The sequence below is a fragment of the Pseudomonas sp. ADAK7 genome (assembly GCF_012935675.1).
Taxonomy (GTDB): Bacteria; Pseudomonadota; Gammaproteobacteria; order Pseudomonadales; family Pseudomonadaceae; genus Aquipseudomonas.
This window is the reverse complement of sequence record NZ_CP052861.1, coordinates 1,393,172-1,418,807: the sequence shown is the minus strand read 5'-3', so window position 1 is coordinate 1,418,807 and position 25,636 is coordinate 1,393,172. Positions and strand designations below refer to the sequence as shown.

Annotated in this window: 28 protein-coding genes; 20 read left to right on the top strand and 8 right to left on the bottom strand. The window is 60.1% G+C overall.

The window, feature by feature from the left end; genetic code table 11:
• Positions 1-311 precede the first annotated feature (311 nt).
• From HKK53_RS06430 to HKK53_RS32555, 4 genes are all read left to right on the top strand, one after another.
• On the top strand, positions 312-1,184 hold the full coding sequence (locus HKK53_RS06430; RefSeq protein ID WP_169370072.1) for an ABC transporter permease: 873 nt from the start codon (positions 312-314) through the stop codon (positions 1,182-1,184).
• A gap of 1 nt (position 1,185) precedes the next feature.
• Positions 1,186-1,965, top strand: a complete 780-nt coding sequence (locus HKK53_RS06425; protein ID WP_169370071.1) for an ABC transporter ATP-binding protein — start codon at positions 1,186-1,188, stop codon at positions 1,963-1,965.
• The gene (locus HKK53_RS06420; RefSeq protein WP_169370070.1) at positions 1,958-2,941 is read left to right on the top strand and encodes an ABC transporter substrate-binding protein; all 984 of its coding nucleotides are present in this window, start codon (positions 1,958-1,960) and stop codon (positions 2,939-2,941) included. Before HKK53_RS06425 ends, HKK53_RS06420 begins: the two co-directional genes overlap by 8 nt.
• Positions 2,942-3,217: 276 nt before the next feature.
• A complete protein-coding gene (locus HKK53_RS32555; protein ID WP_169370069.1) occupies positions 3,218-3,727 on the top strand; it encodes a hypothetical protein in 510 nt (169 codons plus the stop codon).
• A gap of 77 nt (positions 3,728-3,804) precedes the next feature.
• Here HKK53_RS32555 and HKK53_RS06410 read toward each other — a convergent pair whose 3' ends face one another.
• The 3 genes from HKK53_RS06410 to HKK53_RS06400 all read right to left on the bottom strand — a co-directional run bounded on the left by HKK53_RS06410 (position 3,805) and on the right by HKK53_RS06400 (position 5,702).
• Complete coding sequence (locus tag HKK53_RS06410) at positions 3,805-4,395, bottom strand: helix-turn-helix domain-containing protein (protein ID WP_169374191.1); 591 nt, start codon at positions 4,393-4,395, stop codon at positions 3,805-3,807.
• Positions 4,396-4,448: 53 nt separating this feature from the next.
• Positions 4,449-4,613, bottom strand: coding sequence for a hypothetical protein (locus tag HKK53_RS06405; protein ID WP_169370068.1), 165 nt, complete (start codon positions 4,611-4,613; stop codon positions 4,449-4,451).
• 135 nt (positions 4,614-4,748) lie between these two features.
• Positions 4,749-5,702: an aliphatic sulfonate ABC transporter substrate-binding protein gene (locus HKK53_RS06400; protein ID WP_169370067.1), complete on the bottom strand. Its 954-nt coding sequence runs from the start codon at positions 5,700-5,702 to the stop codon at positions 4,749-4,751.
• 226 nt (positions 5,703-5,928) lie between these two features.
• Here HKK53_RS06400 and HKK53_RS06395 point away from each other — a divergent pair, with 226 nt between their 5' ends.
• Entirely contained in the window at positions 5,929-6,144 is a 216-nt protein-coding gene (locus HKK53_RS06395) for a TOBE domain-containing protein (protein WP_034150404.1), read from the top strand.
• A 335-nt stretch (positions 6,145-6,479) separates the two neighbouring features.
• Here the strand turns inward: HKK53_RS06395 and HKK53_RS06390 are convergent, their stop codons facing one another.
• Together HKK53_RS06390 and HKK53_RS06385 are read right to left on the bottom strand one after the other, a co-directional pair.
• Positions 6,480-7,112 carry a response regulator gene (locus HKK53_RS06390; protein WP_169370066.1) on the bottom strand — a complete coding sequence of 211 codons (633 nt, stop codon included), beginning with the start codon at positions 7,110-7,112 and terminating at the stop codon, positions 6,480-6,482.
• Positions 7,112-8,485 (bottom strand): cache domain-containing protein, encoded by a 1,374-nt coding sequence (locus HKK53_RS06385; protein WP_169370065.1) that lies wholly within the window; start codon positions 8,483-8,485, stop codon positions 7,112-7,114. The genes HKK53_RS06390 and HKK53_RS06385 overlap by 1 nt, the downstream gene beginning before the upstream one ends.
• 277 nt (positions 8,486-8,762) lie before the next feature.
• Between HKK53_RS06385 and HKK53_RS06380 the strand changes: the two genes are divergently transcribed.
• Positions 8,763-10,820, top strand: a complete 2,058-nt coding sequence (locus HKK53_RS06380; RefSeq protein ID WP_169370064.1) for a carbon starvation CstA family protein — start codon at positions 8,763-8,765, stop codon at positions 10,818-10,820.
• 15 nt (positions 10,821-10,835) lie between these two features.
• A complete protein-coding gene (locus HKK53_RS06375; RefSeq protein ID WP_123407681.1) occupies positions 10,836-11,033 on the top strand; it encodes a YbdD/YjiX family protein in 198 nt (65 codons plus the stop codon).
• 168 nt (positions 11,034-11,201) lie between these two features.
• Here the strand turns inward: HKK53_RS06375 and HKK53_RS06370 are convergent, their stop codons facing one another.
• Positions 11,202-12,053 (bottom strand): LysR substrate-binding domain-containing protein, encoded by an 852-nt coding sequence (locus tag HKK53_RS06370; protein ID WP_169370063.1) that lies wholly within the window; start codon positions 12,051-12,053, stop codon positions 11,202-11,204.
• A gap of 244 nt (positions 12,054-12,297) precedes the next feature.
• On the opposite strand from HKK53_RS06370, the gene HKK53_RS06365 reads away from it, so the two are divergent.
• The 10 genes from HKK53_RS06365 to metC are packed head-to-tail and all read left to right on the top strand — an operon-like array spanning position 12,298 to position 23,020.
• A complete protein-coding gene (locus tag HKK53_RS06365) occupies positions 12,298-13,140 on the top strand; it encodes a transporter substrate-binding domain-containing protein (RefSeq protein ID WP_169370062.1) in 843 nt (280 codons plus the stop codon).
• A 49-nt stretch (positions 13,141-13,189) separates the two neighbouring features.
• Complete coding sequence (locus tag HKK53_RS06360) at positions 13,190-14,041, top strand: transporter substrate-binding domain-containing protein (RefSeq protein WP_169370061.1); 852 nt, start codon at positions 13,190-13,192, stop codon at positions 14,039-14,041.
• Complete coding sequence (locus tag HKK53_RS06355; protein WP_169370060.1) at positions 14,038-15,462, top strand: FAD-binding oxidoreductase; 1,425 nt, start codon at positions 14,038-14,040, stop codon at positions 15,460-15,462. The genes HKK53_RS06360 and HKK53_RS06355 overlap by 4 nt, the downstream gene beginning before the upstream one ends.
• Entirely contained in the window at positions 15,459-16,670 is a 1,212-nt protein-coding gene (locus HKK53_RS06350) for an aminotransferase class I/II-fold pyridoxal phosphate-dependent enzyme (RefSeq protein WP_169370059.1), read from the top strand. The genes HKK53_RS06355 and HKK53_RS06350 overlap by 4 nt, the downstream gene beginning before the upstream one ends.
• On the top strand, positions 16,667-17,401 hold the full coding sequence (locus HKK53_RS06345) for an amino acid ABC transporter permease (RefSeq protein WP_169370058.1): 735 nt from the start codon (positions 16,667-16,669) through the stop codon (positions 17,399-17,401). The genes HKK53_RS06350 and HKK53_RS06345 overlap by 4 nt, the downstream gene beginning before the upstream one ends.
• A complete protein-coding gene (locus HKK53_RS06340) occupies positions 17,391-18,179 on the top strand; it encodes an amino acid ABC transporter permease (RefSeq protein WP_169370057.1) in 789 nt (262 codons plus the stop codon). The genes HKK53_RS06345 and HKK53_RS06340 overlap by 11 nt, the downstream gene beginning before the upstream one ends.
• The gene (locus HKK53_RS06335; protein WP_169370056.1) at positions 18,166-19,002 is read left to right on the top strand and encodes an amino acid ABC transporter ATP-binding protein; all 837 of its coding nucleotides are present in this window, start codon (positions 18,166-18,168) and stop codon (positions 19,000-19,002) included. The genes HKK53_RS06340 and HKK53_RS06335 overlap by 14 nt, the downstream gene beginning before the upstream one ends.
• Positions 19,003-19,019: 17 nt before the next feature.
• The gene (locus tag HKK53_RS06330; protein ID WP_054614483.1) at positions 19,020-19,616 is read left to right on the top strand and encodes a hypothetical protein; all 597 of its coding nucleotides are present in this window, start codon (positions 19,020-19,022) and stop codon (positions 19,614-19,616) included.
• On the top strand, positions 19,613-20,269 hold the full coding sequence (locus HKK53_RS06325; protein WP_169370055.1) for a glutathione binding-like protein: 657 nt from the start codon (positions 19,613-19,615) through the stop codon (positions 20,267-20,269). The genes HKK53_RS06330 and HKK53_RS06325 overlap by 4 nt, the downstream gene beginning before the upstream one ends.
• A 24-nt stretch (positions 20,270-20,293) precedes the next feature.
• Positions 20,294-23,020: a cystathionine beta-lyase gene (gene metC, locus HKK53_RS06320; RefSeq protein WP_169370054.1), complete on the top strand. Its 2,727-nt coding sequence runs from the start codon at positions 20,294-20,296 to the stop codon at positions 23,018-23,020.
• Between the two features lie 38 nt (positions 23,021-23,058).
• Here the strand turns inward: metC and HKK53_RS06315 are convergent, their stop codons facing one another.
• Complete coding sequence (locus tag HKK53_RS06315; RefSeq protein ID WP_169370053.1) at positions 23,059-23,268, bottom strand: hypothetical protein; 210 nt, start codon at positions 23,266-23,268, stop codon at positions 23,059-23,061.
• A gap of 194 nt (positions 23,269-23,462) precedes the next feature.
• Between HKK53_RS06315 and HKK53_RS06310 the strand changes: the two genes are divergently transcribed.
• Positions 23,463-24,452, top strand: a complete 990-nt coding sequence (locus HKK53_RS06310) for an acyltransferase family protein (protein ID WP_169370052.1) — start codon at positions 23,463-23,465, stop codon at positions 24,450-24,452.
• Between the two features lie 60 nt (positions 24,453-24,512).
• Here HKK53_RS06310 and HKK53_RS32550 read toward each other — a convergent pair whose 3' ends face one another.
• On the bottom strand, positions 24,513-24,710 hold the full coding sequence (locus HKK53_RS32550) for a hypothetical protein (protein ID WP_237150716.1): 198 nt from the start codon (positions 24,708-24,710) through the stop codon (positions 24,513-24,515).
• Between the two features lie 272 nt (positions 24,711-24,982).
• Between HKK53_RS32550 and HKK53_RS06305 the strand changes: the two genes are divergently transcribed.
• Both HKK53_RS06305 and HKK53_RS06300 read left to right on the top strand, forming a co-directional pair.
• The gene (locus HKK53_RS06305; RefSeq protein ID WP_169370051.1) at positions 24,983-25,168 is read left to right on the top strand and encodes a hypothetical protein; all 186 of its coding nucleotides are present in this window, start codon (positions 24,983-24,985) and stop codon (positions 25,166-25,168) included.
• A gap of 197 nt (positions 25,169-25,365) precedes the next feature.
• Positions 25,366-25,584 carry a hypothetical protein gene (locus tag HKK53_RS06300; RefSeq protein ID WP_169370050.1) on the top strand — a complete coding sequence of 73 codons (219 nt, stop codon included), beginning with the start codon at positions 25,366-25,368 and terminating at the stop codon, positions 25,582-25,584.
• Positions 25,585-25,636 lie beyond the last annotated feature (52 nt).

The window sequence follows — 25,636 nt, the reverse complement described above, 5'->3', positions numbered from 1 at the left end:
GGTCGGTTTGTGCTATCGAAAGTAGGCGCAGCAGGGCAGGGCTGTGAAATGCCGATTTGTTCTAAGTTAATTATTAATTTAATGAATCATGTGAAATCTCAGATATCAGCAATACGCATTTTAAGGTCAGGTCATGGATAGACGCCGCAAAGGCCGCGGCCTGAGCCCTTTAATTATGCAAATAATTTATCTGGATCATGTTCTATCTGATTTTTAATCATATTAGGTTATTCCTAAAAAGCCTTTCACTGGCGTTTCTTATACGAATAGCATGAATCCGAAGCCATGTTATTGATGAGGAAGGAAGCCTGATGACCGAAAAGACCTTCGATACACAGAGCGCCAGCAGCTCGTTTTCAGTCAATAAGGTGGTTGATCGCCCCGAGGCTTCAAGGCTGCTCCCCAACTGGCTGCGCAACTGGCGAACCCCTGAAGTTTTCCTGCGCTTGCTCAGCCCGATCGCGTTGCTGTTGTTGTGGGAACTGGCCTCACAGTTCGGCCTGATCCCGCAACGCATCATCGCCGCACCGTCGCAAATCGGCGGCACGCTTTGGGCGATGATCATCTCCGGTGAGTTGGGCAAACATCTATTGGTTTCCCTGCAGCGCGCACTGTTGGGCTTGAGCATCGGCGTCAGCATCGGTGTCGTCGCGGGGCTGATCACCGGGCTGTCGAAGCGCGGCGAGGTGATCCTCGATTCGCCAATGCAGATGCTGCGCACCATTCCGTCCCTGGCGCTGGTGCCGCTGTTCATCCTCTGGTTCGGCATCGGCGAGTTCACCAAGATCGCGCTGATCGTCACCGGCACCACCTTCCCGGTGTACCTCAATCTGTTCTCCGGCATTCGCAACATCGACCCCAAATTGATCGAGGCCGCCAACACTCTGGGCCTGAATCGTCGCGAGCTGATCTGGCACGTGATCCTGCCAGGCTCGCTGCCTTCGTTCTTCGTCGGCCTGCGCTATTCCCTGGGGATTTCCTGGCTGGCCCTGGTGTTCGTCGAGCAGATCAACACCACCGCCGGCATCGGCTTCCTGGCCAGTGACGCCCGGGACTTCATGCGCACTGACGTGATCGTTATCTGCCTGCTGATTTACAGCGTCCTCGGCTTATTGATCGACGGACTGATCCGCACGCTGGAGCGTTTCGCCCTGGCCTGGCGCCCATCTTTTGTGAGGAACTGACATGTCGACTCTTGCAGCGAAAAACCTGCAATCAGAAGCACCGGTGCAACTGCGTAATGTGGTGCGCCAGTTCGGCCAGCAACGGGTTATCGATGGACTTGATCTGGACATCGCGCCCGGCGAATTCGTGGCGCTGCTCGGGGCCAGCGGTTCCGGAAAAACCACGTTGCTGCGTAGCCTGGCCGGGCTCGACAGTATCGACAGTGGCCAGTTATTGGTGCCCAAGGCCCGGGCCGCCGTGTTCCAGGAACCGCGCTTGATGCCGTGGAAACGTGCCTGGAAAAACGTAATCCTCGGCCTGCACATCCCGGATGCCAAGGCCCGCGCGGTGCAGGCCCTGACCGAAGTCGGGCTGGCCCATCGGCTGGAAGCCTACCCGGCGACCCTCTCTGGTGGCGAAGCCCAGCGGGTCGCGTTGGCCCGTGGCCTGGTGCGCGAACCCAAGCTGTTGCTGCTCGACGAACCGTTCGCTGCCCTTGATGCCCTGACCCGAATCAAGATGCATCGGCTGATCATCGAGTTGTGGCGCAAACACACGCCGGCGGTGCTGCTGGTGACCCACGATGTGGACGAAGCGATCCTGCTGGCCGACCGGGTCATCGTGCTGGCCAACGGCAAGATTGCCGAGCAATTGACCATCGATCTGCCCCGCGCCCGCGACACCGGGCAGGACGGTTTCCAGGCCATTCGCGCACGGTTGCTGAGCCTGTTGGGCGTCGAAGTGGAAACTGCGGCGGTGGTTGAGCGTCAGTCTGCGATCCGGCGGTTTGCCCATGCGTGATCGACGTTTATGGAAATCGGCGATGGTGTTGCTCTCAGGTGCAGCGCTGTTGCTCAGCGGCTGCGGTGACGCCATCGAGTCAAAAAACCAGGCCGACCTGTCCAGCGTCACGCTGATCCTCGGCGATCAAGCCAAGGGACTGCGCACGGTAGTCGAGGCGGCGAATGCGCTGGAGGGCATTCCGTACAAGGTCCAATGGGCCAACTTCCAGGGCGCCGCGCCGCTGTTCGAAGCGTTGCGTGCCGGGGCGGTGGATCTGGGGCCGGCGGGGGATACGCCGGTACTCGCGGCGGCCACCGGTGGCACGCCGTTGCGCATTGTCGCGGTACGGCGCAGTCAATCGCGAGGAATCGCCATTCTCGTCCCGCACGACTCACCGATTCACAGCGTCGCCGATCTGAAAGGTCGCAACGTGGTGGTGTCGTCGGCGCGGGGCAGCATTTCCCAATACCTGTTGATCCGCGCCTTGGCCAACGCAGGGGTCGATGAGAAAGACGTCAACGTCGGTTTCGTCCTGCCCACCGACGCCCTGGCGGCGTTCAACGCCGGCAAGATCGAAGCCTGGGCTACGTTCGGCATCTACCAGGCATTTGCTGAGCAGCAGGGCGCCCGGGTGCTGGTCAGCGGCGAGGGGATCAACACCGGGCTGACGTTTATCACCGCTTCCGATGAAGTGCTGACCGACACGCTCAAGCGCCAAGCGTTGAGCGATGTGTTGCAGCGTTTCGCCAAGGCCTTCGAATGGGCGCGGCAGAATCCCGATGAATACGCGCGGGTGTTCGCCAAGGTCAACGATGTGTCGCTGGAAGTCTCGCAGCGGCTGCGCAGCTGGGGTGATGAGTCGCTAATGCCGATCGAGGCGCGGGATGTACAGGCGTTGCAGCAGGTTGATGATTTGTTCGTGGAGAAGAAGATCTTTCCCCATCGCGTCGACGTGGAAAAGTTCACCGATGCGCAGGTGTTTTCCAGTCAGTAAGAATCTGCGCCAGCGTTAGATCGATTATTTCTTTCGGTTATTTATATAGGTTCGCATCGCATATCGATAACCGAGAGAAACGCGCTCCAGTTTGTATCTCATCTGCAATGAAAGCTGAATGTTCGCAGCAGCGGATAATCCCGTTCCACCCACCTGTTTAAAGTCGCTTGAGCATGCATTCCGGCTGTTTGATCGCCATCTTGCCGCGTGTTGGCCAATCCTTAGAATCCTCCCCATCAGCTTCGTCCACCTATCGAACCTTCGGGGAACACCACCATGATGAACGCCATGCAGATGCAAATGCCGATGAACGCCAACATGCCAATGATGCCGATGATGGGCATGCCGATGATGATGGCGACCATGAGCTGCGACATGATGGACGACGGCATGATGTGCAAGATGATGCCGGCCGCTGGCATGGACATGGCGATGTTCAAGAACAGCGCTGAAATGATGCAGATGATGATGAACTGCGGCATGCCGATGATGATGCATTGCGGCAACATGAGCATGATGTGCATGTCCCCGGCGGCCATGGCCATGCCAATGATGAACATGATGATGCCGATGCCGATGATGGGCATGCCGATGCCATCGATGAAGTGCGTGATGGAATGCACCCTGATGGACGACGGCATGATGTGCAAAATCATGCCGATGGCTGGCATGAACATGGACATGATGAAAAGCTGCTGCACCCTGATGATGAAAATGATGAACGACTGCAGCATGCCGATGATGATGAGCTGCAACGGCATGCCGTTGATGTGCTGCACCTGCTGATCCATCGCCATTGAAAAAGCCCGGCTAATGCGAATTAGCCGGGCTTTTTAATGTGCTTTTGCTTTTTGTAGGAGCCGTCAGTCCAGGCGTTCGGGGTAAGTCACGACCAGATACGCCACCGCCTCGCTGTCGGCGGGGTTGCGATAGCGGTGCGGCTGGTCGGCATAAAACAGAATCGAGTCGCCTGTGGAAAGCAGGTAACGTTCATCGTTGACGCTGATTTCCAGCACGCCTTGCGACACCACCAGGTTCTCCTGTACGCCGGGGCCATGGCCCTCGGAAATGTCCTCACCCAGTGGGCTCAAGCGCAGTTCGTAAAACTCCGATTGGCGCGCCACGTCGAACGGAAACAGCGCCCGGCTTACAAACGCGCCGCTGGCACTCACCAGCCGTTTGCTCTGGTTCGCCGACAACACCGCCACGCCTTCGAAAGCCCGATGCTCCAGAAACGCCGCCACCGAAACCTTCAAGCCCTTGGCGATTTTGCACAGCACTTTGATCGACGGCACGCTGCGTCCGGATTCGATCTGCGCCAGCATCGCCCGGCTCACACCGCACTGGCGGGCGAGGGCATCGAGGGACAGATGCCGCTTGCCGCGCAGGCGTTGCAGGTTCTGTGCGACGCGATCGCAGATCGGGTCTTCTTCCAGAGATTCCAGGTTATTCAAATCCAGCACGGGTTCATCGGCGCTCGCCAGAAAGCGCGAGGGTTGCTGCCCGTTCACGCGTGACGCGTCTCGGTGGCCAGTTGGGCTGCTTGCACCCACTGATAGGCCTGTAAGCCGGCGTTGCGTGCGTACATTTCCCACATGGCCCGTGCCCGTTGCTGAGCCTGTTTGCGTTTGCGGTAGCTGGCGAAGTCGATGAGGTTGTCAGTCGGATTCATGGGGCACTTCACTGTGTAATGAATGACGGGATGAGCTGACCATACGCGGATATTTTTATAACGATAAATACTGATTTTGTATTTATTAATTCGTTTTAGTTCTTTAGTGGTCTGCTTAAAGTGAGGCCATGGGAACTAGGGTTTCCAGATCTCGACGTCTTTGGCATCCACCGCTTTGGGCAACAAACCCTCGGCGAAAAATGCATCGGCGATTTTTTGCTGCTCGCCCAACTGATCGGCTTTCACCGGTTGCACCTGATAACTGCGATGGGCATTGGCGGTCTCGACGGTTTCCACATCCAGGTTGCCCCATAGCGGGCCCAGCACCTGTGCGGCGTCACGCGGGTTGTGCTTCACCCAGTCGCCCGCCTTGTGCAACTGCTCATAAACCAGCTTCAGGACTTGCGGGTGCTCTTTGGCGTAGGTGTTGCTGGTCAGGTAGTAGCGCTTGTAACTGGCCAGGCCGGTGCCGTCAGTTAGGGTGCGGGTCGGCAGTTGGCGTTGCACGCCGCTGAGGAAGGGTTCCCAGGTGACCCAGGCGTCGACCTTGTTGTTCTCGAAGGCCGCACGGCCATCGGCGGGTGACAGATAGGCCGGTTCGATATCGGAAAACTTCAACCCGGCCTTGTTCAGCGCAGCGATCAGTAAATAGTGCGAGCCTGCCGCTTTGGTCACCGCGACTTTCTTGCCTTTAAGATCCGCCAGTTGCTGCAACGGCGAGTCCTTGCGCACCACGATTGCCTGGGCTGAAGGTGAGGGTGCTTCCTCGGCGAAGTAGGTCAATTTGGCCTGCGCGGCCTGGGCGAAGATCGGCACGGTATCGGCCACGTCGGCGCTGATATCGACATTGCCGACATTCAACGCTTCCAGCAGCGGCAAGCCACTGGAGAACTCATGCCAGGTGACGTCAATGTTGTTCTGCGCGAGAGTCTTTTCCAGGGTGCCCTGGGTTTTCAGCAGGGTGATGAGGGTCGATGACTTCTGGTAGCCGATGCGCACGGTTTCCCGGGCCTGGGCCGTCAGCGTGAAGGACAAAGCCAGTGCGACAACCAGGCCGGCGAAGACAGCGTTCTTTATGGGTTTTGACATGATCAGCTCGACAGTTAGCGGAGGAGAAGGTGGCTATCTGTCATGAGCATAGGGTTCTAAGAATTATTCCTTAAATAATTTTTGGGTCTTAGCTTAGGGGGTTTGCATATGCGATATAGGAATATATAAATCGTTATTTATTCCTTTTGTTATCGCTTCCGCCGGTGCATTTTGAAGGCCTGCACCTCAGTGCGGTTTTGCCCCACCTCAGACAGGAAGCCTCAACATGACCATCAAAGCGATCAACGTTCGTAACCAGTTCAAAGGCGTTATCAAGGAAATCCTGGAAGGCGAAGTGGTCTCGGAAATCGACGTGCAAACCGCGTCCGGCATCGTCACATCGGTGATCACTACCCGTTCCGTGCGCGATCTGGAATTGAAGATTGGCAGTGAAGTGATTGCGTTCGTGAAGTCGACTGAAGTGTCGATTGCCAAGCTCTGATTTGGAGTCCGCGCAAAACACGCTTTTTGTCGCAGCTGCCGAAACACTGTTCGCTTGTAGCAGCTGCCGAGGCACGAGGCTGCGTTCGCTTGTAGCAGCTGTCGAGCTTGCGAGGCTGCGTTCGGCTGCGCAGCAGTCGTAAAATCAGGCGACGCGGTGTGTCAGGAAATCCGCATGCTCAGGTTTTACGACTGCTGTGCAGCCGAACGCAGCCTCGTGCCTCGGCAGCTGCTACAAGCGAACAGTGTTTCGGCAGCTGCTACAAGCGAACGCAGTGTTTCGGCAGCTGCTACAAGCGAACGCAGGCTTCGACAGCTGCTACAGATTGCGTACGGTTAGCGGGAAATCAGTCCGCGTTCAATCGCGTAGTTGAGCAACGCCGCCGGTTTGTCGATGTTGAGTTTGCGCCGAATGCTCAGCCGATGGGTTTCCACCGTGCGCACGCTGATATCCAGTTCGCGCGCCATTTCCTTGTTGTTCAGCCCCAACACCATCTTGCACAGCACCTCGCTCTCACGCGGGGTCAGTTCGTTGTCGGTCGGCCGGTCCGCCGCCAGTTTCTGCGCGATTTCCGCACTGTAGAACGTCCCGCCACTGGCAATCGCTTCAATCGCCGCGATGATTTCCCGAGATGGGGAGTTCTTCAGCACATAACCACTGGCGCCCGAGCGTACTGACTCGCTCACGTATTCATTGTTGTCGTACATGCTGAGGATCAGGATCTTGATCGACGGGTGTTCGCGGCGCAGCAACCGGGTCAGTTCCAGGCCGTTCATGTCCTTGAGACCAATATCCACCAACAGCAAATCGGGCTGGGTATCGCGGACCATTGCCACCGCGCTCGCACCGCTGTCCGCTTCACCGACGATGGCGAGGAAGTCCACCACCGCCAGCAAGGCACGAATGCCGTCGCGCACCAGGGAATGATCGTCGACCAGGGCGACACGGATCGGGAAGGGCAGGCTCATCAAGTCATTTCTCTTATTGTGTTGGCCGTCTCGCTCAGGGGCAGCAGCACATTCAGCTCACTGCGCCCCGGCGTCGAATGCAGGTCGAGTCGGCCACCAAAGTGCTCGACCCGTTCACGGATATTGCGCAAGCCGATACCGGCATTAAGGCGGTCAACCCGATTGACGTTAAAACCGATGCCGTCATCGACCACGATCAATCGCAAGGCCTGCGGCGAACCCTGCAGTGTGATCGACACTGTGCTGGCCTGGGCATGTCGTTCGATGTTGGTCAGCCCCTCCTGGGCGATGCGGAATACGGCGACGGCGGCACCGTCCACCAGATCGCAGTCGATCAGGTCGCTTTGATAATTGACCTGCAAACCACTGCGCTGCTGGAACTCGGCGGCCAGTTGCCCGATGGCGGCGGGCAGGCCCAGGGTGTCGAGCAGCGATGAACGCAAGTCATGGGAAATGCTCCGCACCTCGCCGATGGCACTTCCGAGGCGCTCGGTGGCTTCGCGCAAAATGTTCAAACCGTTGTCCCGACCGGCCTCGATCAAATGACTGGCCAACTCAAATTGAAACTTGATCGACACCAGTAACTGGCTGATGCCGTCATGCAATTCTCGGGAAACCCGTGAGCGTTCCTCTTCCTGCAAGCTGACGATGCGTTGGTTGAGGCGCTGCAGTTTTTTGTCGGCCAGGCGATGCTCGCTGACGTTCAGGGTCATGCCGCTGATAAACACCAGCAGCACGGCAATCAGCGCCACCGCCGCAATCGCCAGCATGGTGCCGTGGATGCCATGGGCGACTTCGTCCCGGGCTTGTTGGGTGGCCTGTTCGACGTCTTCGAGGTAGATGCCGGTGCCGAGCATCCAGCCCCAGCGATCCAGCATCACCACGTAGGCGAGTTTGTCGGTGACCGCGCCGGTCGAGGGTTTTTTCCAGGCGTAGCGTTGGAACCCGGCGCCGGATTCGGCGCTTTTCAGCAAGGCCTGGATCACCGGCAAGCCGTGGGGGTCGGTCATGTCCCAGAGGTATTTGCCGACCAGTTCGGATTGCCGCGCGTGCATCAGGCTGCGGCCCTGGCGGTCGTAGACGAAGAAGTAGCCATCGACGCCGAAACTGAGTTTTCGCAGTTCTTCGAGCACCCGCTGCTGCGCCACCGCATCGCCGTGGCCATCGTCATACAGTGGCTCGATCAGGCTCTTGGCCATTTCCACGTAGTTTTTCAGCTCGGCGCGTTTGCTGGCGAGAATGCTGTCTTCGATCAACTGCGCCTGCTGCTCGCCCAGTTGTCGGTTCTGGAAAATCACCAAGGCGCAAATCACTGCAATCGCCAGGATCAGCGGCAGGATGCCCAGGGCAACGATTTTGTGTTTGAGCTGCATATCTACTCCTGTCCAGACCGGGCGACGGTGCGGCAGGGCCGTTGGCGGGTGGCGTGGTGGGGGCATGATAGGCCAAAAAGACCTGCACTTCGCCAGCGCAAAGTGCCGTCGGACTAATGGATAGAGCCGGTCTGCGTAGTACTACGTAGAAGGGCCTTACGTAGTACTGCGGATTCCGCTGCTGGCGACATGCGCGGATATTAGGCGGGCTCGCATAACGGGCACCATTATAAAAATTATCGCCGCGGCCTATCGGACTGCCGGCAGGAGACACGCAATGACCCGTCTGGTTAAACACCTCGCCTGGTTTGTCGTGGCTGTCATTGGAGCGATTGCGCTGAGTGTCGTGGCCCTGCGCCGCGGCGAAGCGATCAACGCCCTCTGGATTGTCGTCGCCGCCACCGCCATTTACCTTGTTGCCTACCGCTATTACAGCCTGTTCATCGCCAACAGGGTGATGCAGCTCGATCCCAATCGGGCCACTCCCGCCGTACTCAATAACGATGGTCTGGACTATGTGCCGACCAACAAACACATCCTCTTCGGTCACCACTTCGCGGCAATTGCTGGCGCGGGGCCTCTGGTCGGTCCGGTGTTGGCGGCGCAGATGGGCTACCTGCCCGGCACGCTGTGGCTGATTGCCGGTGTGGTCTTTGCCGGTGCGGTTCAGGACTTCATGGTCCTGTTCATGTCCACCCGCCGCAACGGTCGCTCCCTGGGCGACATGGTCCGTGAAGAAATGGGCCGCATCCCCGGCACCATCGCGCTGTTCGGCTGCTTCCTGATCATGATCATCATCCTTGCGGTGCTGGCGCTGATCGTGGTCAAGGCCCTGGCCGATAGCCCGTGGGGCATGTTCACCGTGATGGCGACCATCCCGATCGCGATGTTCATGGGCGTGTACATGCGCTACATCCGCCCGGGTCGCATCGGCGAAATCTCGGTGATCGGTGTGGCGTTGCTGCTCGGTTCGATTTTCGTCGGCGGGCAGATTGCCGCTGATCCAGCCTGGGCCAAGGTCTTCAGCTTCACCGGTGTGCAAATCACCTGGATGTTGATCGGCTACGGCTTTGTCGCGGCGGTATTGCCGGTGTGGCTGATCCTGGCACCGCGCGACTACCTCTCCACCTTCCTGAAAATCGGCACCATCCTCGCGTTGGCGGTCGGCATCCTGGTCACCATGCCGGAGCTGAAAATGCCGGCGCTGACCCAATTCATCGACGGCACCGGCCCGGTGTGGAAGGGCGGGTTGTTCCCGTTCCTGTTCATCACCATCGCCTGTGGCGCGGTCTCGGGTTTCCATGCGCTGATCGCCTCCGGCACCACGCCGAAACTGCTCGCCAGTGAAGGCCATGCCCGTTACATCGGTTACGGCGGCATGTTGATGGAATCCTTCGTCGCCATCATGGCCATGGTTGCCGCTTCGGTGATCGAGCCGGGCGTGTACTTCGCCATGAACAGCCCGGCCGCGGTGGTCGGTGGTGATGTGATTCAAGTGGCACAAACCGTCAGCAGCTGGGGTTTTGCGATTACTCCGGAAGCGCTGCAAGCAGTGGCCAAGGACATCGGGGAAACCACCGTGCTGGCCCGCGCTGGCGGCGCCCCGACCCTGGCAGTCGGCATCGCACAGATCCTGCACAGCGTGTTGCCGGGTGAAAACACCATGGCGTTCTGGTACCACTTCGCGATCCTGTTTGAAGCGCTGTTTATCCTGACCGCCGTCGATGCCGGTACCCGTGCCGGACGCTTCATGCTTCAGGATCTGCTCGGCTCCTTCGTCCCGGCGCTCAAACGCACCGAGTCCTGGACCGCCAACCTGATCGCCACCGCCGGCTGCGTGGCGATGTGGGGTTACTTGCTGTACCAAGGCGTGATCGATCCACTCGGCGGCATCAACACCTTGTGGCCGCTGTTCGGCATCTCCAACCAGATGCTTGCCGGCATCGCGCTGATGCTCGCCACGGTTGTGCTGATCAAAATGAAACGCCAACGCTACATCTGGGTGACCTTGTTGCCGGCCGCGTGGTTGCTGATTTGCACCACCACCGCTGGCTTCATCAAGCTGTTCGACGCCAACCCGGCGATCGGCTTCCTGGCCCTGGCGAAAAAATACAGCGACGCCTTGGCCAACGGCCAGATCCTTGCGCCGGCCAAAGACATCAACCAGATGCAGCACGTGATCTACAACGCCTACACCAACGCAACGCTGACCGCGCTGTTCCTGTTCGTGGTGTTCAGCATCCTGTTCTATGCGCTCAAGGTCGGTATTGCGGCTTGGGGTACAAAAGAGCGTACGGATAAAGAATCGCCGTTCCAGGCTGTGCCGGACGCTTGATCGAGGATTGCCCACATGTTCAATGACCTGAGTCGCCTCGGTAAATACCTCGGTCAGGCCGCACGCCTGATGGTCGGCATGCCCGACTACGACAACTACGTCGAGCATATGCAAACCAAGCACCCGGACAAACCGCTGATGAGCTATGAGATGTTCTTCCGGGAACGTCAGGAAGCGCGTTACGGGAGCAAGGCTGGGCCGAAGTGTTGTTAATCAACGCGATGTTGCAGGCCTGACACTGACCTTGTGGCGAGGGAGCTTGCTCCCGCTGGGTCGCGAAGCGGCCCCCTCACCCAAAAGAGGAGGGGACTGCTGCGCAGTCCAGCGGGAGCAAGCTCCCTCGCCACAGGTTTTTTATCGTTCGTTCGATCCTCGTTCTGATCAGTGGCCTTGATTGCTCTTGATCAATTCATAAGCCCGCCGCACCAACGGATTCACCGTATTCGGCCGAATCCACAAGTGATACGTCACATCCGGCAATCGCGGCAACCCATCGTTTTCCCCCAATACCCGCATATCCGGCCCGAGCATTTCCATGCTTCTTGGGGTCACGCCCAACCCTGCGCGCGTCGCAGCTTTGATCCCGATCAGGTTCGACGCCAGGTACGCCTGGCGCCAGGGAATGTTCGCCCGCTCCAGCGCCTCCAACGCATAACGCCGATAGATGCTTGGCTCATCCACCAGAATCAGCGGCAACGGTTCGTTGGGGTTGTGAATGTACTGCGCCGAACAAATCCACCACACCGGCGAAGTACGCAAGGCGAAGCCTTCGAGGGATGGGTCGGCGCGGGTGGAAATCACCATATCGACCTTGCCCCGGTGCAAGTCGTCCATCAAAAACGGACTGCGCCCGACGTCGATCTCCAGGCGTAAACGCGGCGCCGAGCGGGCGATGTGGCTCAGCATCGGCGGCAGGATGGTGTCAGCAATGTCGTGGGGCGAACCAATGCGCAACACGCCGCTCAAGCTGCTTTCACGTAGGGAGTTGAGCGCGTCATCGTTGAGCGAAAGCATCTGCCGGGCATGGCGTAGCAACTGCTGACCCGCTTCCGTGAGCTGCTTTTGCCGCCCACGCTTCTCGAACAGACTTACGCCCACCTGTTGCTCCAGGCGTTGCATGTGCTGGGTCACCGACGACTGCGTGCGGGCCAATTGCGCGCCGGCTTCGGCAAAGCTGTGGTGATCGACCACGGCAATGAAGGTGCGCAGTAATTCGAGATCGAGGGTCGACATGGGGGCTGCTTTTTATATCAAGGGTAGGAAGCTAAACATTACATATTTTTATGTGTTGCTTGCCATGGATTTTATTCGGTGACAGTGAGAGGCAACAAATTCGGGGTTATAAGCTTTTTTCACAGATGGGAAACACGGCAAGTTATAACGATATTAGATATTTGTATTTCCGTTACCTCAGCGCTGTACCCAGGATGCCCACTCATCAGGTCGGGGTACGCCGATCATCCATGAGGGGAAATCCATGTTGTTCGAGCGCTCACCCGTAAAACGATTGTTGCCTGTAATGCTGGGCGCCTTGATCTCCTTGTCCGGCATCAGTGCCGCGCAGGCCGATGCCACCCTCGACAAGATCGAGCAACGGCATGTGTTGGTGGTCGGCGTGCTGCTGTCCGGCGGACCCTTTGGCGGGATCGATCCCACCAGCCAGAAACCTCGGGGCTTGAACGTCGACCTTGCTAACGAGCTGGGCCGACAACTCGGCGCCGAGGTGCAACTGGTGCCGGTACTGCCCGCCAACCGCGTGCAGTTCCTGCAACAGGGCAAAGTCGATTTGCTGATCGCCAACATGGAATGGACCACCGAGCGCGGCGAGATCCTCGGCTTCGTGCCAACGCCGTTCTACCGCGTCGGTGGCACTGCTGCGGTGCTCAAGGACAGCAAGATCACCCGGTGGGAAGATTTGAAGAATCAACCGGTCTGCACCTCCCAGGGCAGCAGCTACGTCAAGCCGCTGACCGAGTTGGGCGCCGAGATCAAGGCGTTCAAGAGCTCGTCGGAATCCTTGCTGGCCCTGCGCGGCAACAACTGCGTCGCCGCCGTGCACGATGCGACGCTGATCAACCCATTGATTGCCGACACCGCCGAATGGCAGGGCTATCGCGCCATCGAGCCGGAACTCAATCCGGCGCCGTCGGTGATCTGGACCCGTCGTGGCGAAAACGACACCCAGGCCAGACTCGACCCGATCATCAAGGCGCTGCACCGCAGCGGCTGGTTGATCGAAGCCCAGACCCGCAACCACATCACCCCGGCGTCCCCGGCGCTGGTCGAGTTGCAGAAGCAATTCCAGGCCAATGGCGCCTGAGCCCGGCACCTCATCGTTTTCCACCGACCGTCGCCCAAGGTAGCCGTGCATGAAGCCACTTTTTTCCGCTAGAACCCTGACCACCCTGTGCCTGGCCGGGTGCGCTGCGCTGGTCGCCAGCCTGGCCCAGGCCGACGCCACGCTGGACAAGATCGAGCAACGCCACGCCATCAGCGTCGGGGTAATTCTCAGTGGCCCGCCATTCGGCACCCTCGACCCGAAGACCGGCGAACACCTGGGCTACAACGTTGAGTTGGCCAAGGGCATCGGCAAGGCACTCGGGGTCGAAACCAAAACGGTTTCCGTCCTCGCACCGAACCGCGTGCAGTTCCTGCAACAGGGCAAGGTCGACATCCTGATCGCCAACATGCAGTTCACCGAAGAACGCGCCGAGATCCTCGACTACGTGCCGACGCCGTACGAAGAAGTCGGCGGCGCCGCGCTGATTCGCAAAGGTGCGGGTATCAGCCAGTGGGCCGATTTGAAAGGCAAACCGGTGTGCGTGTCCCAGGGCAGCAACTTCATCAAGCCGTTGCAGGAAACTTACGGCGCCGAGATCAAGGCCTTCCGCAGTCAGTCGGAATCGTTGTTGTCATTGCGCGGCAATGGTTGCTTGGCGGCGGTGCATGTCAGCCCGACCATGCATGCGTTGTTGAGCGAGGCCGAGTGGGCAGGTTATGAAATCCCGCTACCGGGGGATCTGATCCCGTCGAACTCGGTGATCTGGATTCGCAAGGGCGAGCACGATACCCAGGCCAAACTCGATGCCATCGTCCGCGATTGGCACCGCAGCGGTTGGCTGATTGCCTTGGGCGAACGCACCGGCATGGCACCGTCCCAGGCCTTGCGTGACTTGCATGAGCAATATCGCAACGCTGCGCCATTGGCGGTTCAGCCATGAGCCAAGGTTTGTTCGAGACCTTGCAGCAATTGCTCGGTGCCAACCATGTGCAGAGCAACGAAGACGCCGCGTCGTACCTGACGGATAAACAGGGCCGCTACGTGGGGCAAGTGATCGCCGCCGTGCACCCGGCCAACACCGACGAAGTGGCGGCGGTGGTCCGCGCCTGCGTGGCCAATGACACGCCGGTGGTGGTGCAGGGTGGCAACACCGGTCTGATGGGCGGCGCGACCCCGGACGCCAGTGGCCGCGCCGTGTTGCTGTTGCTTGATCGCCTGAACCGCGTGCGCAACGTCGATACGGATAACGACACCCTGACCGTCGAGGCTGGCTGCATTCTGCAAACGGTGCAGGACGTGGCGCGTGACGCCGGACGCCTGTTTCCGTTGAGCCTTGGCGCCGAAGGCAGCTGCACGATTGGCGGCAACCTCGGCACCAACGCCGGCGGCACCGCAGTGCTGCGTTATGGCAATACCCGAGAACTGACCCTGGGTCTGGAAGTGGTCACCGCCCAAGGCGAAATCTGGAATGGCCTGCGTGGTTTGCGCAAGGACAACACCGGCTACGACTTGCGCGATTTGTTTATCGGCAGCGAAGGCACCCTCGGCATTATCACAGCCGCGACCCTGAAACTGTTCCCGCTGCCCAAGGCCCAGGCCACGGCGCTGTTGGCGTTCGACTCGTTGGCGCAGGCCGTGCAATTCCTCTCCCATGCGCGCGCCGGTTTTGGCGCCAGCCTCACCGCGTTCGAATTGCTCAGCGCCGATTGCCTGGCGTTGCTGCGCGAGCAATTCCCCCAAGGCCCGCAACCGTTTCTCGGCGCCGTGCAGCCGTGGTTTGCGCTGCTGGAACTCTCCGACAACCACAGCGAAAGCCATGCCCGGGAAGCCTTCGAAACGGTGCTCGGCGAAGCCTTCGAACAGGACTTGCTGGCTAACGCGTTGATCGCCGAAAGCCTGGCCCAGAGCGAGGGCCTGTGGCTGTTGCGGGAAAACATGAGCGAGGCGCAGAAGCGCGCCGGTCGCAATATGAAGCACGACATCGCGGTGCCGATTTCCCAGGTCGTCGCCTTCGTTGCCCACACCGATGCACTGCTGCAACAACACTTTCCCTGCGTGCGGAATTTCACCTTCGGCCATTTGGGCGACGGCAACCTGCATTACAACGTCGCGCATCCGCTGGACTCGACCGTTGAGGCGCACATGTCCCATTACGCGGCACTCAGCCTGTTGGTGCACGACAGCGCCCATGCCCACGGTGGCTCGATCAGCGCCGAACACGGGATCGGCCAGCGCAAGGTCGGTTTGCTGGATCGCTACAAAAGCCCGGTGGAGCTGGACCTGATGCGCCGCATCAAGCACGCGCTGGACCCGAAAAACCTGCTCAATCCGGGCAAGGTCGTGGAGGTGGTTACGCCATGAACCTTCGTCTATCCAAATGCGTGCAGCGCGTGTCGCTGTCGGCCAATGCCGCCGCCAAATCCCAGGCCACGGCGTTGCGTGAGTTGGGTCGCGACATCCTCGACCTGACCACCGGCGAGCCGGATTTCGATACCCCGGAGCACATCAAGCAAGCCGCCTATGCAGCCATCGCCGCCGGCGCCACCAAGTACACGCCAACGCCCGGCGTGAAAGCGCTGAGACTTGCCGTACAACGCAAACTCCAACGCGAGAACCAACTGGAGTACCCGCTGGAATCCATCGTGATTGCCAACGGTGCCAAACAGATCATCTTCAACGCCTTCGCTGCGACGCTCGATGACGGCGACGAAGTGCTGGTGCCGATGCCGTACTGGCCGTCGTTCCCGGACAGCGTGCGTTTCAATGGCGGTGAACCGGTGTTTATCGAGTGTGGATTGGAACAGGGCTGCAAGCTGACGCCACAACAACTTGAGCAACACATTGGCGAGCGTACCCGCTGGCTGATTCTCAACGGCCCCGGCAACCCGAGCGGCGCGGTGTACAGCGCCGCCGAGTTGCAGGCGCTGGCTGAAGTACTGCGACGTCATCCGCAGGTGCTGATTTTGCTGGATGAGCTTTACGAACATATTCGATTCGACGGCCAACCACCGCAGAGCCTGCTTAACGTCGCGCCAGATTTGCAGCCGCGTTGCCTGTTGGTGGGCGGTGTCTCCAAGACGTATGCCATGACCGGGTGGCGCATCGGTTTCGGTGCCGGGCCCAAAACGCTGACCACTGCAATGGCAGTCGTGCAGTCGCAATCGACTTCGGGCGCGTCCTCGGTCGGACAAGCCGCGGCGCTGGCAGCCTTTGACGGTGGACTGGATTTCTTGCCGGAGCAGGTGGCGGCCTATCAGCAACGGCGAGACCTGCTGGTGAAAACCTTGAGTGAAGTGGACGGTCTGGAAGTGCTCGAACCCCAGGGCGGCTTCTTCGTGTTCGTCCGCTGCGAAGGCTTGTTGGGGCGCCATCGCCCGAATGGTGAACGACTGAACAACGACGCCGATGTCGTCGCGTACTTGCTCGAGGAGGGCGTCGCCGGCGTAGCGGGCAGCGCTTACGGTTTGTCGCCGTGGTTCCGCCTGTCCATCGCCACTGCGACCGACAGCGTTGCCGAAGCCGGACGCCGCATCGCCCACGCCTGCGGCCAATTGCGGGGCGCAGCATGAGTCATCTGTTGGAGCTGTTCGTCCACTGGACCGCCGGGCTCGGTCTCAATTACAACTTCCTGCTGGACGCCTATCAACGCGGCACCCTGGAACAAGGCGCGTTGACCACCGCGCTGCTGTGCCTGTTCACCATCGTCGGCAGTCTGCTGGCGGGTGTTGGCCTGGCGGCGATGCTGACCTCGGGCAAACCCTGGCTGGCCAGACCGGCGCGGGTCCTCATTGAAGTCACCCGCAACACGCCGACCCTGGTGCAGCTGTATTGCGCGTTCCTGGTGTTGAACATGTTGCTGACCCAAGCGGTCGGCACGGCGAACCCGCTGACACCGTTCGCCTGGGTGGTGATTGTGATCTCGCTGCACAAGGGCGCATTCCACGCCGAAGCCTTGCGCGCCGGTATCGAAGCGGTGCCGGCGGTGACGATGGAAGCCGCCAGTTCCCTGGCCTTCAGCAGCCGCCAGTTGCTATGGAATGTGCAATTGCCCCTGGCCCTGCGTTTTGCCTTGCCGTCGCTGATCAACAACCTCATCGACCTGGTGAAGATGACCGCCGTCGCTTCGGCGATTGCCGTCGGCGACATCACCTACGCGGCGATCATGATCTGGACTCAGAGCGATAACGTGCTGGAGCTGATGATCCTGATCCTGAGCTTTTTCGGCCTGCTGAGTTTTATCGTCAACTGTGTGGGGCGTCTGCTTGAAGCGCGCCTGAGGATGCCCGGCTATGGCCATTGAATCGTCCGTCAGCGCACCGCTGGCCTGGCCGCGGCGGCATGTTGGCAAACTGTTGCTGGCGGCTGGCGTCGTGTTATTTCTCTTTTACTTCGCCCCGCAGAGCCCGGTGTTCACGGCTTTGTTGCAATGGTCACCGGCCCTGGCCGTGGGTTTTGGCCAGAACATTCTGATCAGCCTGGTGGCGATCGGTTTGGGCTCGGTCCTCGGCTTGCTGGTGGGCGCTCTGGCGGTGTCGCCGCTGCGGTTGTTGCGCCTGCCGGCACAGATTTGGGTGCAGATTTTCCGTAACGCGCCGTGGTTGGTGCTGATCTATTTCACCACCTACGTGTTCCCGTTCGAGATCAAGCTCGGCAGCAGCTATGTCTCGTTCCCGGACTGGGTAAAAGTCACCATCGGCCTGGCCTTGCCGGCGAGTGCCAACGTTGCGGAAATCTTCCGTGGCGCCATCGGCTCGATCCCCAGCACCCAATGGGAAGCGGCGCGTTCCCTGGCCTTCACCCGTGGGCAGATCTTTCGCTCGATCATCCTGCCGCAGTGCTTTAAACGCATGTTGCCGCCGTGGATGAACCTCTACGCAGTGATCACCATGGGCACCGCGCTGGCCTCGCTGGTGGGCGTGCATGACGTGATCGACACCGCGCAGATCGCCAGCAACACCGTGAACCTGACCGGTTTTACCGTGGTGATTTACCTGAGTCTGCTGGTGCTGTTCTTTGCCTATTGCTACCCGATTTCCCGACTGACCCAACGCCTGGAGCGACGTTATGCCTTCTATTGAAACCGTCGCCGAGCCCCTGGTCAGCCTGCGCGATTTGCACCTGTCGTTCGGCGCCAACCCGGTGCTCAAGGGCATCGATCTCGACGTTCATCGCGGCCAGGCCGTGTCGATCATCGGCCCGTCCGGCTCCGGCAAATCGACCATCCTGCGCTGCATCACCGGCCTGTTGCAGCCCCAGCGCGGCAGCATCCGCGTCGGCGCCACCGAAGTGCACAGCCTGGCCAAGGAAACCCAGCGCATCGAGTTGCGTAAACGCGTGGGCTTTGTGTTCCAGCAGTACAACCTGTTCCCGCATTTGTCGGTGCTGGAAAACCTGGTGATCGCCCCGCGCAAGGTCTTGGGCCGCAGCCGCATCGACGCCGAGAAAGACGCCCGGGCCTTGCTGGCCAAAGTGCGCATGGAACACAAGGCCGATGCCTATCCGGGGCAGTTGTCCGGGGGCCAGCAGCAGCGGGTGGCGATTGCCCGTGCCCTGGCCATGCGCCCGGAACTGATCCTGTTCGACGAAGTGACCTCGGCTCTCGATCCGGAAACCGTCGGTGAAGTGCTGACGGTGATTCGCGAGCTGACGGAGGAGGGCATGACCTGCGTGCTGGTGACCCACGAAATGCGCTTTGCCGAAGAAATCAGCGACATCGTCTACTTCACCGAAAACGGCGTGATCGTCGAACACGGCAGCGCCGCGCAAATCTTCCAGCACCCCACCAGCGAACGCACCCAGGAATTCCTGCGTCATGCCTTGGGTGATCCGGGCCGTCGCCCGGCAAATGCCAATGATCCGTACCTGTTGACCAACCTGAGCCGCTACAGCCTGTCCGTGTAACACCGAGGAGCTAATTCATGAGTACCGATAACCGTGCCGTCGTCATCGAGGATTTCCTCAAGAAAATCCGCGTCATTAATCAACGGGGCGTTGACCGCGCCGCGCTGGTGGAAATCGTAGCCTTGCTCGAAACCCTGGCCGAGCGCCGCGACCTGTTCAACTTCGACGCGTTTCCGGCGCCTGTGCCGGGGCAGGGCAGCACCGCATTCCGCTATCGCCTCAACGACGATGGCGACACGCCGACGCTGTACCTGAACTCGTTGTTGCCGGGCAAAAGCACCATCGCGCACAACCACGAGACCTGGGCGATCATCAGCGCCGTCGAGGGCCAGGAAATCAACTACGTCTACGGCCGTAGTGACGAAGGTCGCGAGCCTGGGTTCACGACTTTGCACCTGGAAAAAGAAGTGATCGTGCAACCCGGCACGTCGATCTCGTTCCTCGGCGAAGACCTGCATGGGATTCGGGTGGAGGGCGAACAGGCGACCCTGCATTTCCACCTCTATGGCTTGCCGCTGGAATCCCTTAACGGTCGCTACGGTGTGGAAGCCGACGGGCGAATCCTCAATTACAACGCCTCGCAAATGGCGCCGTCGATCAAGGCCTACGCATGATCGACTTGTACTACTGGCCCACCGGCAACGGGCTGAAGATCGGCATCCTGCTCGAAGAACTCGGGCAGGACTACCGCGTGCTGCCGGTCAACATTCGCACGGGTGAGCAGAAAGAAGCGGCGTTCCAGCGCATCAGCGCCAATGGACGGATTCCGGCGATTGTCGATCATGCGCCCGAAGGTCTGGATCAGCCGCTGAGCCTGTTCGAATCCGGTGCGATCCTTAATTACCTGGCCGACAAGGCCGGGCGTTTTCTGCCGCCATCCGGTACGGCGGAACGACAAAAGGTTCAGGAATGGCTGTTCTGGCAGGTCGGGCATGTGACGCCGTACCTGAGCCAGTTGCAGCTGTTCAAGGAGAAGGCGCCGGAACCGATTCCGTTTGCCCTCGACCTGCTGAATACCGAGGCGACGCGGTTGTATCGAGTGCTGGAAACGCGTTTGGCCGAAATGCCGTATGTCGCGGGCGAGTATTCCATCGCCGACATGGCGATCTTCCCGTGGATTCAGCCGCTGCGACAGGGCCAGGACTTGGCGGATTACCCGCATATCCATGCCTGGCGCGAACGTCTCAAGGCCCGGCCGGCGATTCAGCGCGCCTATGCCAAGGGCCGCGACATCGCCGCGAATGAGCGCTCCCTCGCACTTCAATAACTCTATTTTCCAAGCGGGACTCCCATGAGCCAGACCGTAACTCCAGGGCAATTGCAGCAGTGGCTGTTCGACGGGCAGGAAATCGCCCTGTTTGACGTGCGTGAGCATGGCCAATATGGCGAAGCCCATCTGTTTTTCGGGGTGAATCTGCCCTATAGCCGCCTGGAGCTGGAGGTGCGGCGGCTGGCGCCGAATCCGCAGGTACGGCTGGTGATTTATGACCAGGACGGCGGCGACGTTGCGGCGCGCGCCGCCCGGCGTTTGCAGGCGCTGGGCTATGGCCGCGTGCACATTCTCGATGGCGGTGCCGAGGGTTGGCAGGCGGCGGGTTTTCAGCTGTTTGCCGGGGTGCATGTGCCGTCCAAGGCCTTTGGCGAGTTGGTGGAAGAGGCCAGCCATACGCCGCATGTCACCGCCAGGCAGTTGGCCGAATGGCAAGCCCGGGGCGAACCGTTGGTGGTGCTCGACGGTCGGCCATTCGATGAATACCGCAAGATGACCATTCCCGGTTCGGTGTGCTGCCCGAATGGCGAGCTGGGTTATCGCGTCCACGACCTGGTACAGGACGACAGCACGCCGATCGTGGTCAATTGCGCCGGCCGCACCCGCAGCATTATCGGCGCGCAGACGCTGATCAACCTGGGGCTGAAGAACCCGGTCTATGCCTTGGAGAACGGCACCCAGGGTTGGTATCTGGAGGATTTTCAGCTGGAGCATGGCAGCACGCGGCGCTATGCCGATGAGGTGTCAAGCGATGCCTTGCCGGGGCAGCGCTTGGCTGCCGCGCAACTGGCGGAGAAGGCTGGGGTGAAAACCGTCGGGACTGCTCAAGTAGAAGCGTGGGCGTTGGATAATGGGCGCAGCCTGTTCCTGTGCGACGTGCGTACCGCCGAGGAGTTTGCCGCCGGCAGTCTGTCGGGCGCGCAACACACGCCGGGCGGGCAGTTGATTCAATCCACCGATTTGTACATCGGCGTGCGCCGGGCGCGGTTGGTGTTGGTCGATAGCGATGGCGTGCGCGCACCGATTGTCGCCAGTTGGCTGCGGCAGTTGGGGCATGAGGCTTATGTGCTTGAGGGTGGCGTCGGCAGTTCTTTGGCGTTGCCGGTACTTGAAGCCGCTTCGCCTGAACCATTGCCATTGATCTCGGCGCAGGCCTTGGCCGATGCATTGAAGGATGACGCGGTCGCGCTGATCGATCTGCGCCCGAGCATGGTTTATCGCAAAGGTCATATCGGCGGGGCGCGCTGGTCGATCCGCTCGTTGCTGGCGGCTGATGTGGCCGGGGAGCAACGGCCGTTGGTGTTGCTGGCGGATGACCCAAGGCTGGCGGCTTTCGCGGCGCTGGAGTTGCCCGAGCATCAGCGCCAGCAAACCCGGTTCGCTTCGAGTGCACCCGGTTTTTCCCTGCAAGAGGACGTCAACACACCGCCTGACGAGCAGTGCATCGATTTCCTGTTCTTCACCCACGACCGCCACAGCGGCAACAAAGACGCGGCGCGGCAGTACCTGGCCTGGGAAATCGGCCTGCTGGCGCAGATGAGCGCAGAGGAAATCGCCAGTCTCAAACCGCTGAAAGCTTCCTATGGTGATCGGGTTCGCACTCGACTGGTCCATTCGGCGCGCACCGAAAAGGGCAACGGCGGTCGCGCGGTCAACGTCCCGGTCACGCGCTTGAGCACGGTGCTGTTCGACAGCCTCGCGCAAATGCGCGACGCCCGTTCCCGACGCGACCATGAGCGCGTCCTGAGCTATGGCGCCCGGGGCAATCCGACGGCGTTTGCCCTGGAGGACCTGGTCACGGAGCTTGAGGGCGGCTACCGAACTCGCTTGTTCGGCACCGGCCTGGCAGCGGTCGCGCAAACCTTCCTCGCTTACCTGCGCCCCGGCGATCATGTGCTGATCACCGACGCCGTGTACTCGCCCGTGCGGCGCCTGGCCCGGGAGTTTCTGCAGCCGTTCGGGATCGACGTCAGCTCCTTCGCCCCCGACGCCAGCGACTTGCCTGCAAAGCTGCGAGCCAATACCAGAATGGTCTACACCGAAGTGCCCGGTTCCTTGCTCTACGAACTCTGCGACCTGCCGGCCCTGGCCGCACTGTGCAAGCCGCGGGGCATCCTGTTGGCCGTGGACAACACCTGGGGCTCGGGTTACCTGTATCGACCGCTGACCCTCGGCGCCGACATCTCGATCATGGCGCTGACCAAATACCTGTGCGGCCACAGTGACGTGGTCATGGGCAGCGTCTGCACCCGCGAAGATGTCTGGCAACCGCTGGCGGCGATGAGCGACACCTTCGGCAGCGCCGTCAGCCCCGACGACGCTTACCTGGTGCTGCGCGGCGCCCGAACCCTCGCACCACGCCTGGAAGTCCACGAACGCCAGGCGCTGGAAATCGCCCATTGGTTGCAGGCTCAGCCGCAAGTGAAGCGAGTGTTCCATCCAGCACTGCCCGAGCACCCCGGCCACGCCTTGTGGCAGCGGGACTTCAAGGGCAGTAACGGTTTGCTCTCGTTTGAGTTGCGCGACGTTGACGCGGGTTACATCGAGCGCTTCATCGACGCGCTGCAGTTATTTGGCCTGGGCGCGTCTTGGGGTGGCTATGAAAGCCTGGTCACGGTCGCTGAGCTCAACGAGCGCGATAGCGAGCAGGATCGCGCGCTCAATCCGGTGCTGCGATTGCACATCGGGCTGGAGGATGTCGAGGCGTTAATCGAGGATCTGCACCGGGGATTCGCTGCGGCGGGGTGAACCCGGGGTCGAGGCAGCGAATCGGTGAGGCGCGGCAGTTACCAGAGTTTGTCGCCTTTCGCCGGATCCGCGTTGCGCCGATCCGGGCCATCGGGGTTGCCGAGGTTCACAAGCCTTCTTTCCAGCAGAACATTCTGAAGCGCCTGTCGTTCCTTCGGGTCCAACTGATGCTCGCGCTCCTTGAGCTCAAGCAGGATAGGGCTGGACCAGGCGCGACAGGTTTGCTCGTCAATTCGAACGGATGCCATCTATCTCTCCTTAGATAAAGCGTGCGCGATGAAGCGGGCGCTGTTCGATGAGGTAGAAACACTAGTCGAGGAAAGGGGTTATCGCCAGCCATCGGTCCGGCTGTTTCCTGGCCATGATCTGAAAGCACTGTCCTACTAGCCAAAAGCCACGTAACTTAACGCGCAAAATAATTAGACATTCAAGGATGAGGCGCGTGGGAGCTTTTCGACTGCTGCTGGCGGTGCTGGTGGCGATTTCAAATATGGGCGTGACGTTTGCGGGGCTCAATCCCGGCGTTGTCGCGGTGGTTTCCTTTCTGATCATCAGCGGCTACGTGATGACGTCCCTGATCGAGAGGAATTACAACAGTCCTGGGCAGTTTCCGTTGTTCTACGTGGATCGACTGTTGCGGCTTTACCCGCAGTTTCTGCTCTATTTCATCGCCTCCTGCGTGGTGATTTATTTTCTGTTACCCGGTACGCCGCCTGCGGCAGCGCTGACCGTCAAGAACATCGCCCTGAGCCTGACGATTGTTCCGCTGGATTTGTACATGTACGGCTTCACCATCCCCGAAATCCTGCCGGCAGCCTGGTCGCTGGGGCTCGAAGTGTGTTTCTACCTGCTGATCCCGTTCCTGATCGTCTACAAGCTGCGAGGCCTCGCGTTTGCGCTGTCGGTGGCGGTGTTCATGGTCGCGTCCCTGGGTTACATCAACACCGACGTCTACGGCTACAGACTGCTGCCCGGTGTGCTGTTTATCTTCCTTTGCGGCAGCTATATGTACAGGTTACAGGCCAGGGGCGGGATGATGGTTGCCGCTACCGCCATCATGGCCGCGCTAATGTTCGTGGCCATTGCCGCGGGGATCATTCCTCGGCGCCCCTTCAACGCCGAGGTGACCGCCGGCATCGCCCTGGGCGTGCTGGCCGTATTCTTGCTGAGCAGGCTGAAATACCACCGCATTGACGAGTTGCTGGGCAACATCAGCTATGGCGTGTTTCTGAACCACTTTGTGGTGATGTTTTTCCTGCGGGGGTTCTGGCCTGCTGCCTGTAACGTCCCGACGATGCTGCTGCTCTCGTTTTTGCTGAGCGGCGTGTCTTACTGCTTGGTCGAACGGCCGGCGCTGAAGCTCCGTCACTCGCTGCGTGCGGGCGGGGGATATGGCCTGGGACGGGAGCAGCGCGGTGCAAGCACCGCGTAGGGCGGGGCTTGCTGCACGCCAAATGTCGAGTCATCTGGCGTGTGACAGGGAAGTGTCGGATCAGGCGCAGGCGTGGCCGAGTGGGTTGTCTTGCGCTGCCGTGATCAAGTGCAGGGGCACGTGCGGTGGTGCATCGACGCAGGGCAATTCGAAATGGCCCACTATCTGAAGATGTCGCTCGTTCAGTCCGGTCGACTCTTGTGCCTTTGCCATAGCCATTCTCGCGTGGTTCGCTGCGATTTCATTGAGAGTTGACACGTTACATCTCCGGGGACTGAGCAAGCTGATTGTGATTGCCGCCGCGTCAGAATTACGTCGTTCTGGGGCCGCTAGACCGGCCTTTGCAATCCCCACGCCAGACAGGCTCGCGCATGCCACGCCACCTTTTTGCAGGCGACGAATGGTGTCATCCAGCGCCTGTTAACGTGCACCGACCGTCAGGCTGCGTGAATTATCGGTCATGGCCGGACTCCATTGATCGAGGGGCAATTGTTCCTCGATGGCGGTGTACTCCGCACTGAGGCAACGTAATGACATCGTTCGAAGATTTCAGAACCCAATCACACGCGCTCTTGATCGAGCTGGATGCCGCGACGATGGGAATGATGACGTTGGTGACATCAAAATGCGTTTCAGGGCCGGAATGGGACGCGGCCACGAAAAGACAGCACGATGCGTACGAACGCTGGAACGCCTTCCTTAATATCCGCGGCTAACACCTGCGAAGGGGCCAAGGCTCTCGCCGACAAGATGCTGAAACACAGAAAATAACCGCCGCCCAGCCATCGCGCTGGGCTTTTTCATTGGCGCGCGTTACCGGTGATCGGCCGCCGTGAATCATTCACCGAATACCGGCTCAATGTTCCTGAAGCCTTTGCTTCTCTGTTTTGGCAGGTCAATGGGAGTGGACGCAATGACGTCAGTCGACGATTTCAGGATCAAGTCCCACGCACTGCTGATGGATCTCGATGCGGCAACCGCGCAAATGATGCAACTGGTTTCCGCACGGTCGGTTTCAGGGCCGGCATGGGAGGAGGCCGTCAAACGCCAGCACGATGCCTATGTGCACTGGAACGCCTTTATCAACAATCGTGACGGCGCCGATCCGGCCGATGGTCCGCCTGACGCTTGAACAGCGAGCAATGGGCGAAAAAAAGCCCGGCGCTGGGCCGGGCATGTATTGT

Excerpts from the sequence above, each read along its gene's own strand:
- HKK53_RS06430 (WP_169370072.1), top strand. The coding sequence starts at position 312 with ATGACCGAAAAGACCTTCGATACACAGAGCGCCAGCAGCTCGTTTTCA.
- HKK53_RS06425 (WP_169370071.1), top strand. The coding sequence starts at position 1,186 with ATGTCGACTCTTGCAGCGAAAAACCTGCAATCAGAAGCACCGGTGCAA.
- HKK53_RS06420 (WP_169370070.1), top strand. The coding sequence starts at position 1,958 with ATGCGTGATCGACGTTTATGGAAATCGGCGATGGTGTTGCTCTCAGGT.
- HKK53_RS32555 (WP_169370069.1), top strand. The coding sequence starts at position 3,218 with ATGATGAACGCCATGCAGATGCAAATGCCGATGAACGCCAACATGCCA.
- HKK53_RS06405 (WP_169370068.1), bottom strand. The coding sequence starts at position 4,613 with ATGAATCCGACTGACAACCTCATCGACTTCGCCAGCTACCGCAAACGC.
- HKK53_RS06400 (WP_169370067.1), bottom strand. The coding sequence starts at position 5,702 with ATGTCAAAACCCATAAAGAACGCTGTCTTCGCCGGCCTGGTTGTCGCA.
- HKK53_RS06395 (WP_034150404.1), top strand. The coding sequence starts at position 5,929 with ATGACCATCAAAGCGATCAACGTTCGTAACCAGTTCAAAGGCGTTATC.
- HKK53_RS06390 (WP_169370066.1), bottom strand. The coding sequence starts at position 7,112 with ATGAGCCTGCCCTTCCCGATCCGTGTCGCCCTGGTCGACGATCATTCC.
- HKK53_RS06385 (WP_169370065.1), bottom strand. The coding sequence starts at position 8,485 with ATGCAGCTCAAACACAAAATCGTTGCCCTGGGCATCCTGCCGCTGATC.
- HKK53_RS06380 (WP_169370064.1), top strand. The coding sequence starts at position 8,763 with ATGACCCGTCTGGTTAAACACCTCGCCTGGTTTGTCGTGGCTGTCATT.
- HKK53_RS06375 (WP_123407681.1), top strand. The coding sequence starts at position 10,836 with ATGTTCAATGACCTGAGTCGCCTCGGTAAATACCTCGGTCAGGCCGCA.
- HKK53_RS06370 (WP_169370063.1), bottom strand. The coding sequence starts at position 12,053 with ATGTCGACCCTCGATCTCGAATTACTGCGCACCTTCATTGCCGTGGTC.
- HKK53_RS06365 (WP_169370062.1), top strand. The coding sequence starts at position 12,298 with ATGTTGTTCGAGCGCTCACCCGTAAAACGATTGTTGCCTGTAATGCTG.
- HKK53_RS06360 (WP_169370061.1), top strand. The coding sequence starts at position 13,190 with ATGAAGCCACTTTTTTCCGCTAGAACCCTGACCACCCTGTGCCTGGCC.
- HKK53_RS06355 (WP_169370060.1), top strand. The coding sequence starts at position 14,038 with ATGAGCCAAGGTTTGTTCGAGACCTTGCAGCAATTGCTCGGTGCCAAC.
- HKK53_RS06350 (WP_169370059.1), top strand. The coding sequence starts at position 15,459 with ATGAACCTTCGTCTATCCAAATGCGTGCAGCGCGTGTCGCTGTCGGCC.
- HKK53_RS06345 (WP_169370058.1), top strand. The coding sequence starts at position 16,667 with ATGAGTCATCTGTTGGAGCTGTTCGTCCACTGGACCGCCGGGCTCGGT.
- HKK53_RS06340 (WP_169370057.1), top strand. The coding sequence starts at position 17,391 with ATGGCCATTGAATCGTCCGTCAGCGCACCGCTGGCCTGGCCGCGGCGG.
- HKK53_RS06335 (WP_169370056.1), top strand. The coding sequence starts at position 18,166 with ATGCCTTCTATTGAAACCGTCGCCGAGCCCCTGGTCAGCCTGCGCGAT.
- HKK53_RS06330 (WP_054614483.1), top strand. The coding sequence starts at position 19,020 with ATGAGTACCGATAACCGTGCCGTCGTCATCGAGGATTTCCTCAAGAAA.
- HKK53_RS06325 (WP_169370055.1), top strand. The coding sequence starts at position 19,613 with ATGATCGACTTGTACTACTGGCCCACCGGCAACGGGCTGAAGATCGGC.
- metC (WP_169370054.1), top strand. The coding sequence starts at position 20,294 with ATGAGCCAGACCGTAACTCCAGGGCAATTGCAGCAGTGGCTGTTCGAC.
- HKK53_RS06315 (WP_169370053.1), bottom strand. The coding sequence starts at position 23,268 with ATGGCATCCGTTCGAATTGACGAGCAAACCTGTCGCGCCTGGTCCAGC.
- HKK53_RS06305 (WP_169370051.1), top strand. The coding sequence starts at position 24,983 with ATGACATCGTTCGAAGATTTCAGAACCCAATCACACGCGCTCTTGATC.
- HKK53_RS06300 (WP_169370050.1), top strand. The coding sequence starts at position 25,366 with ATGACGTCAGTCGACGATTTCAGGATCAAGTCCCACGCACTGCTGATG.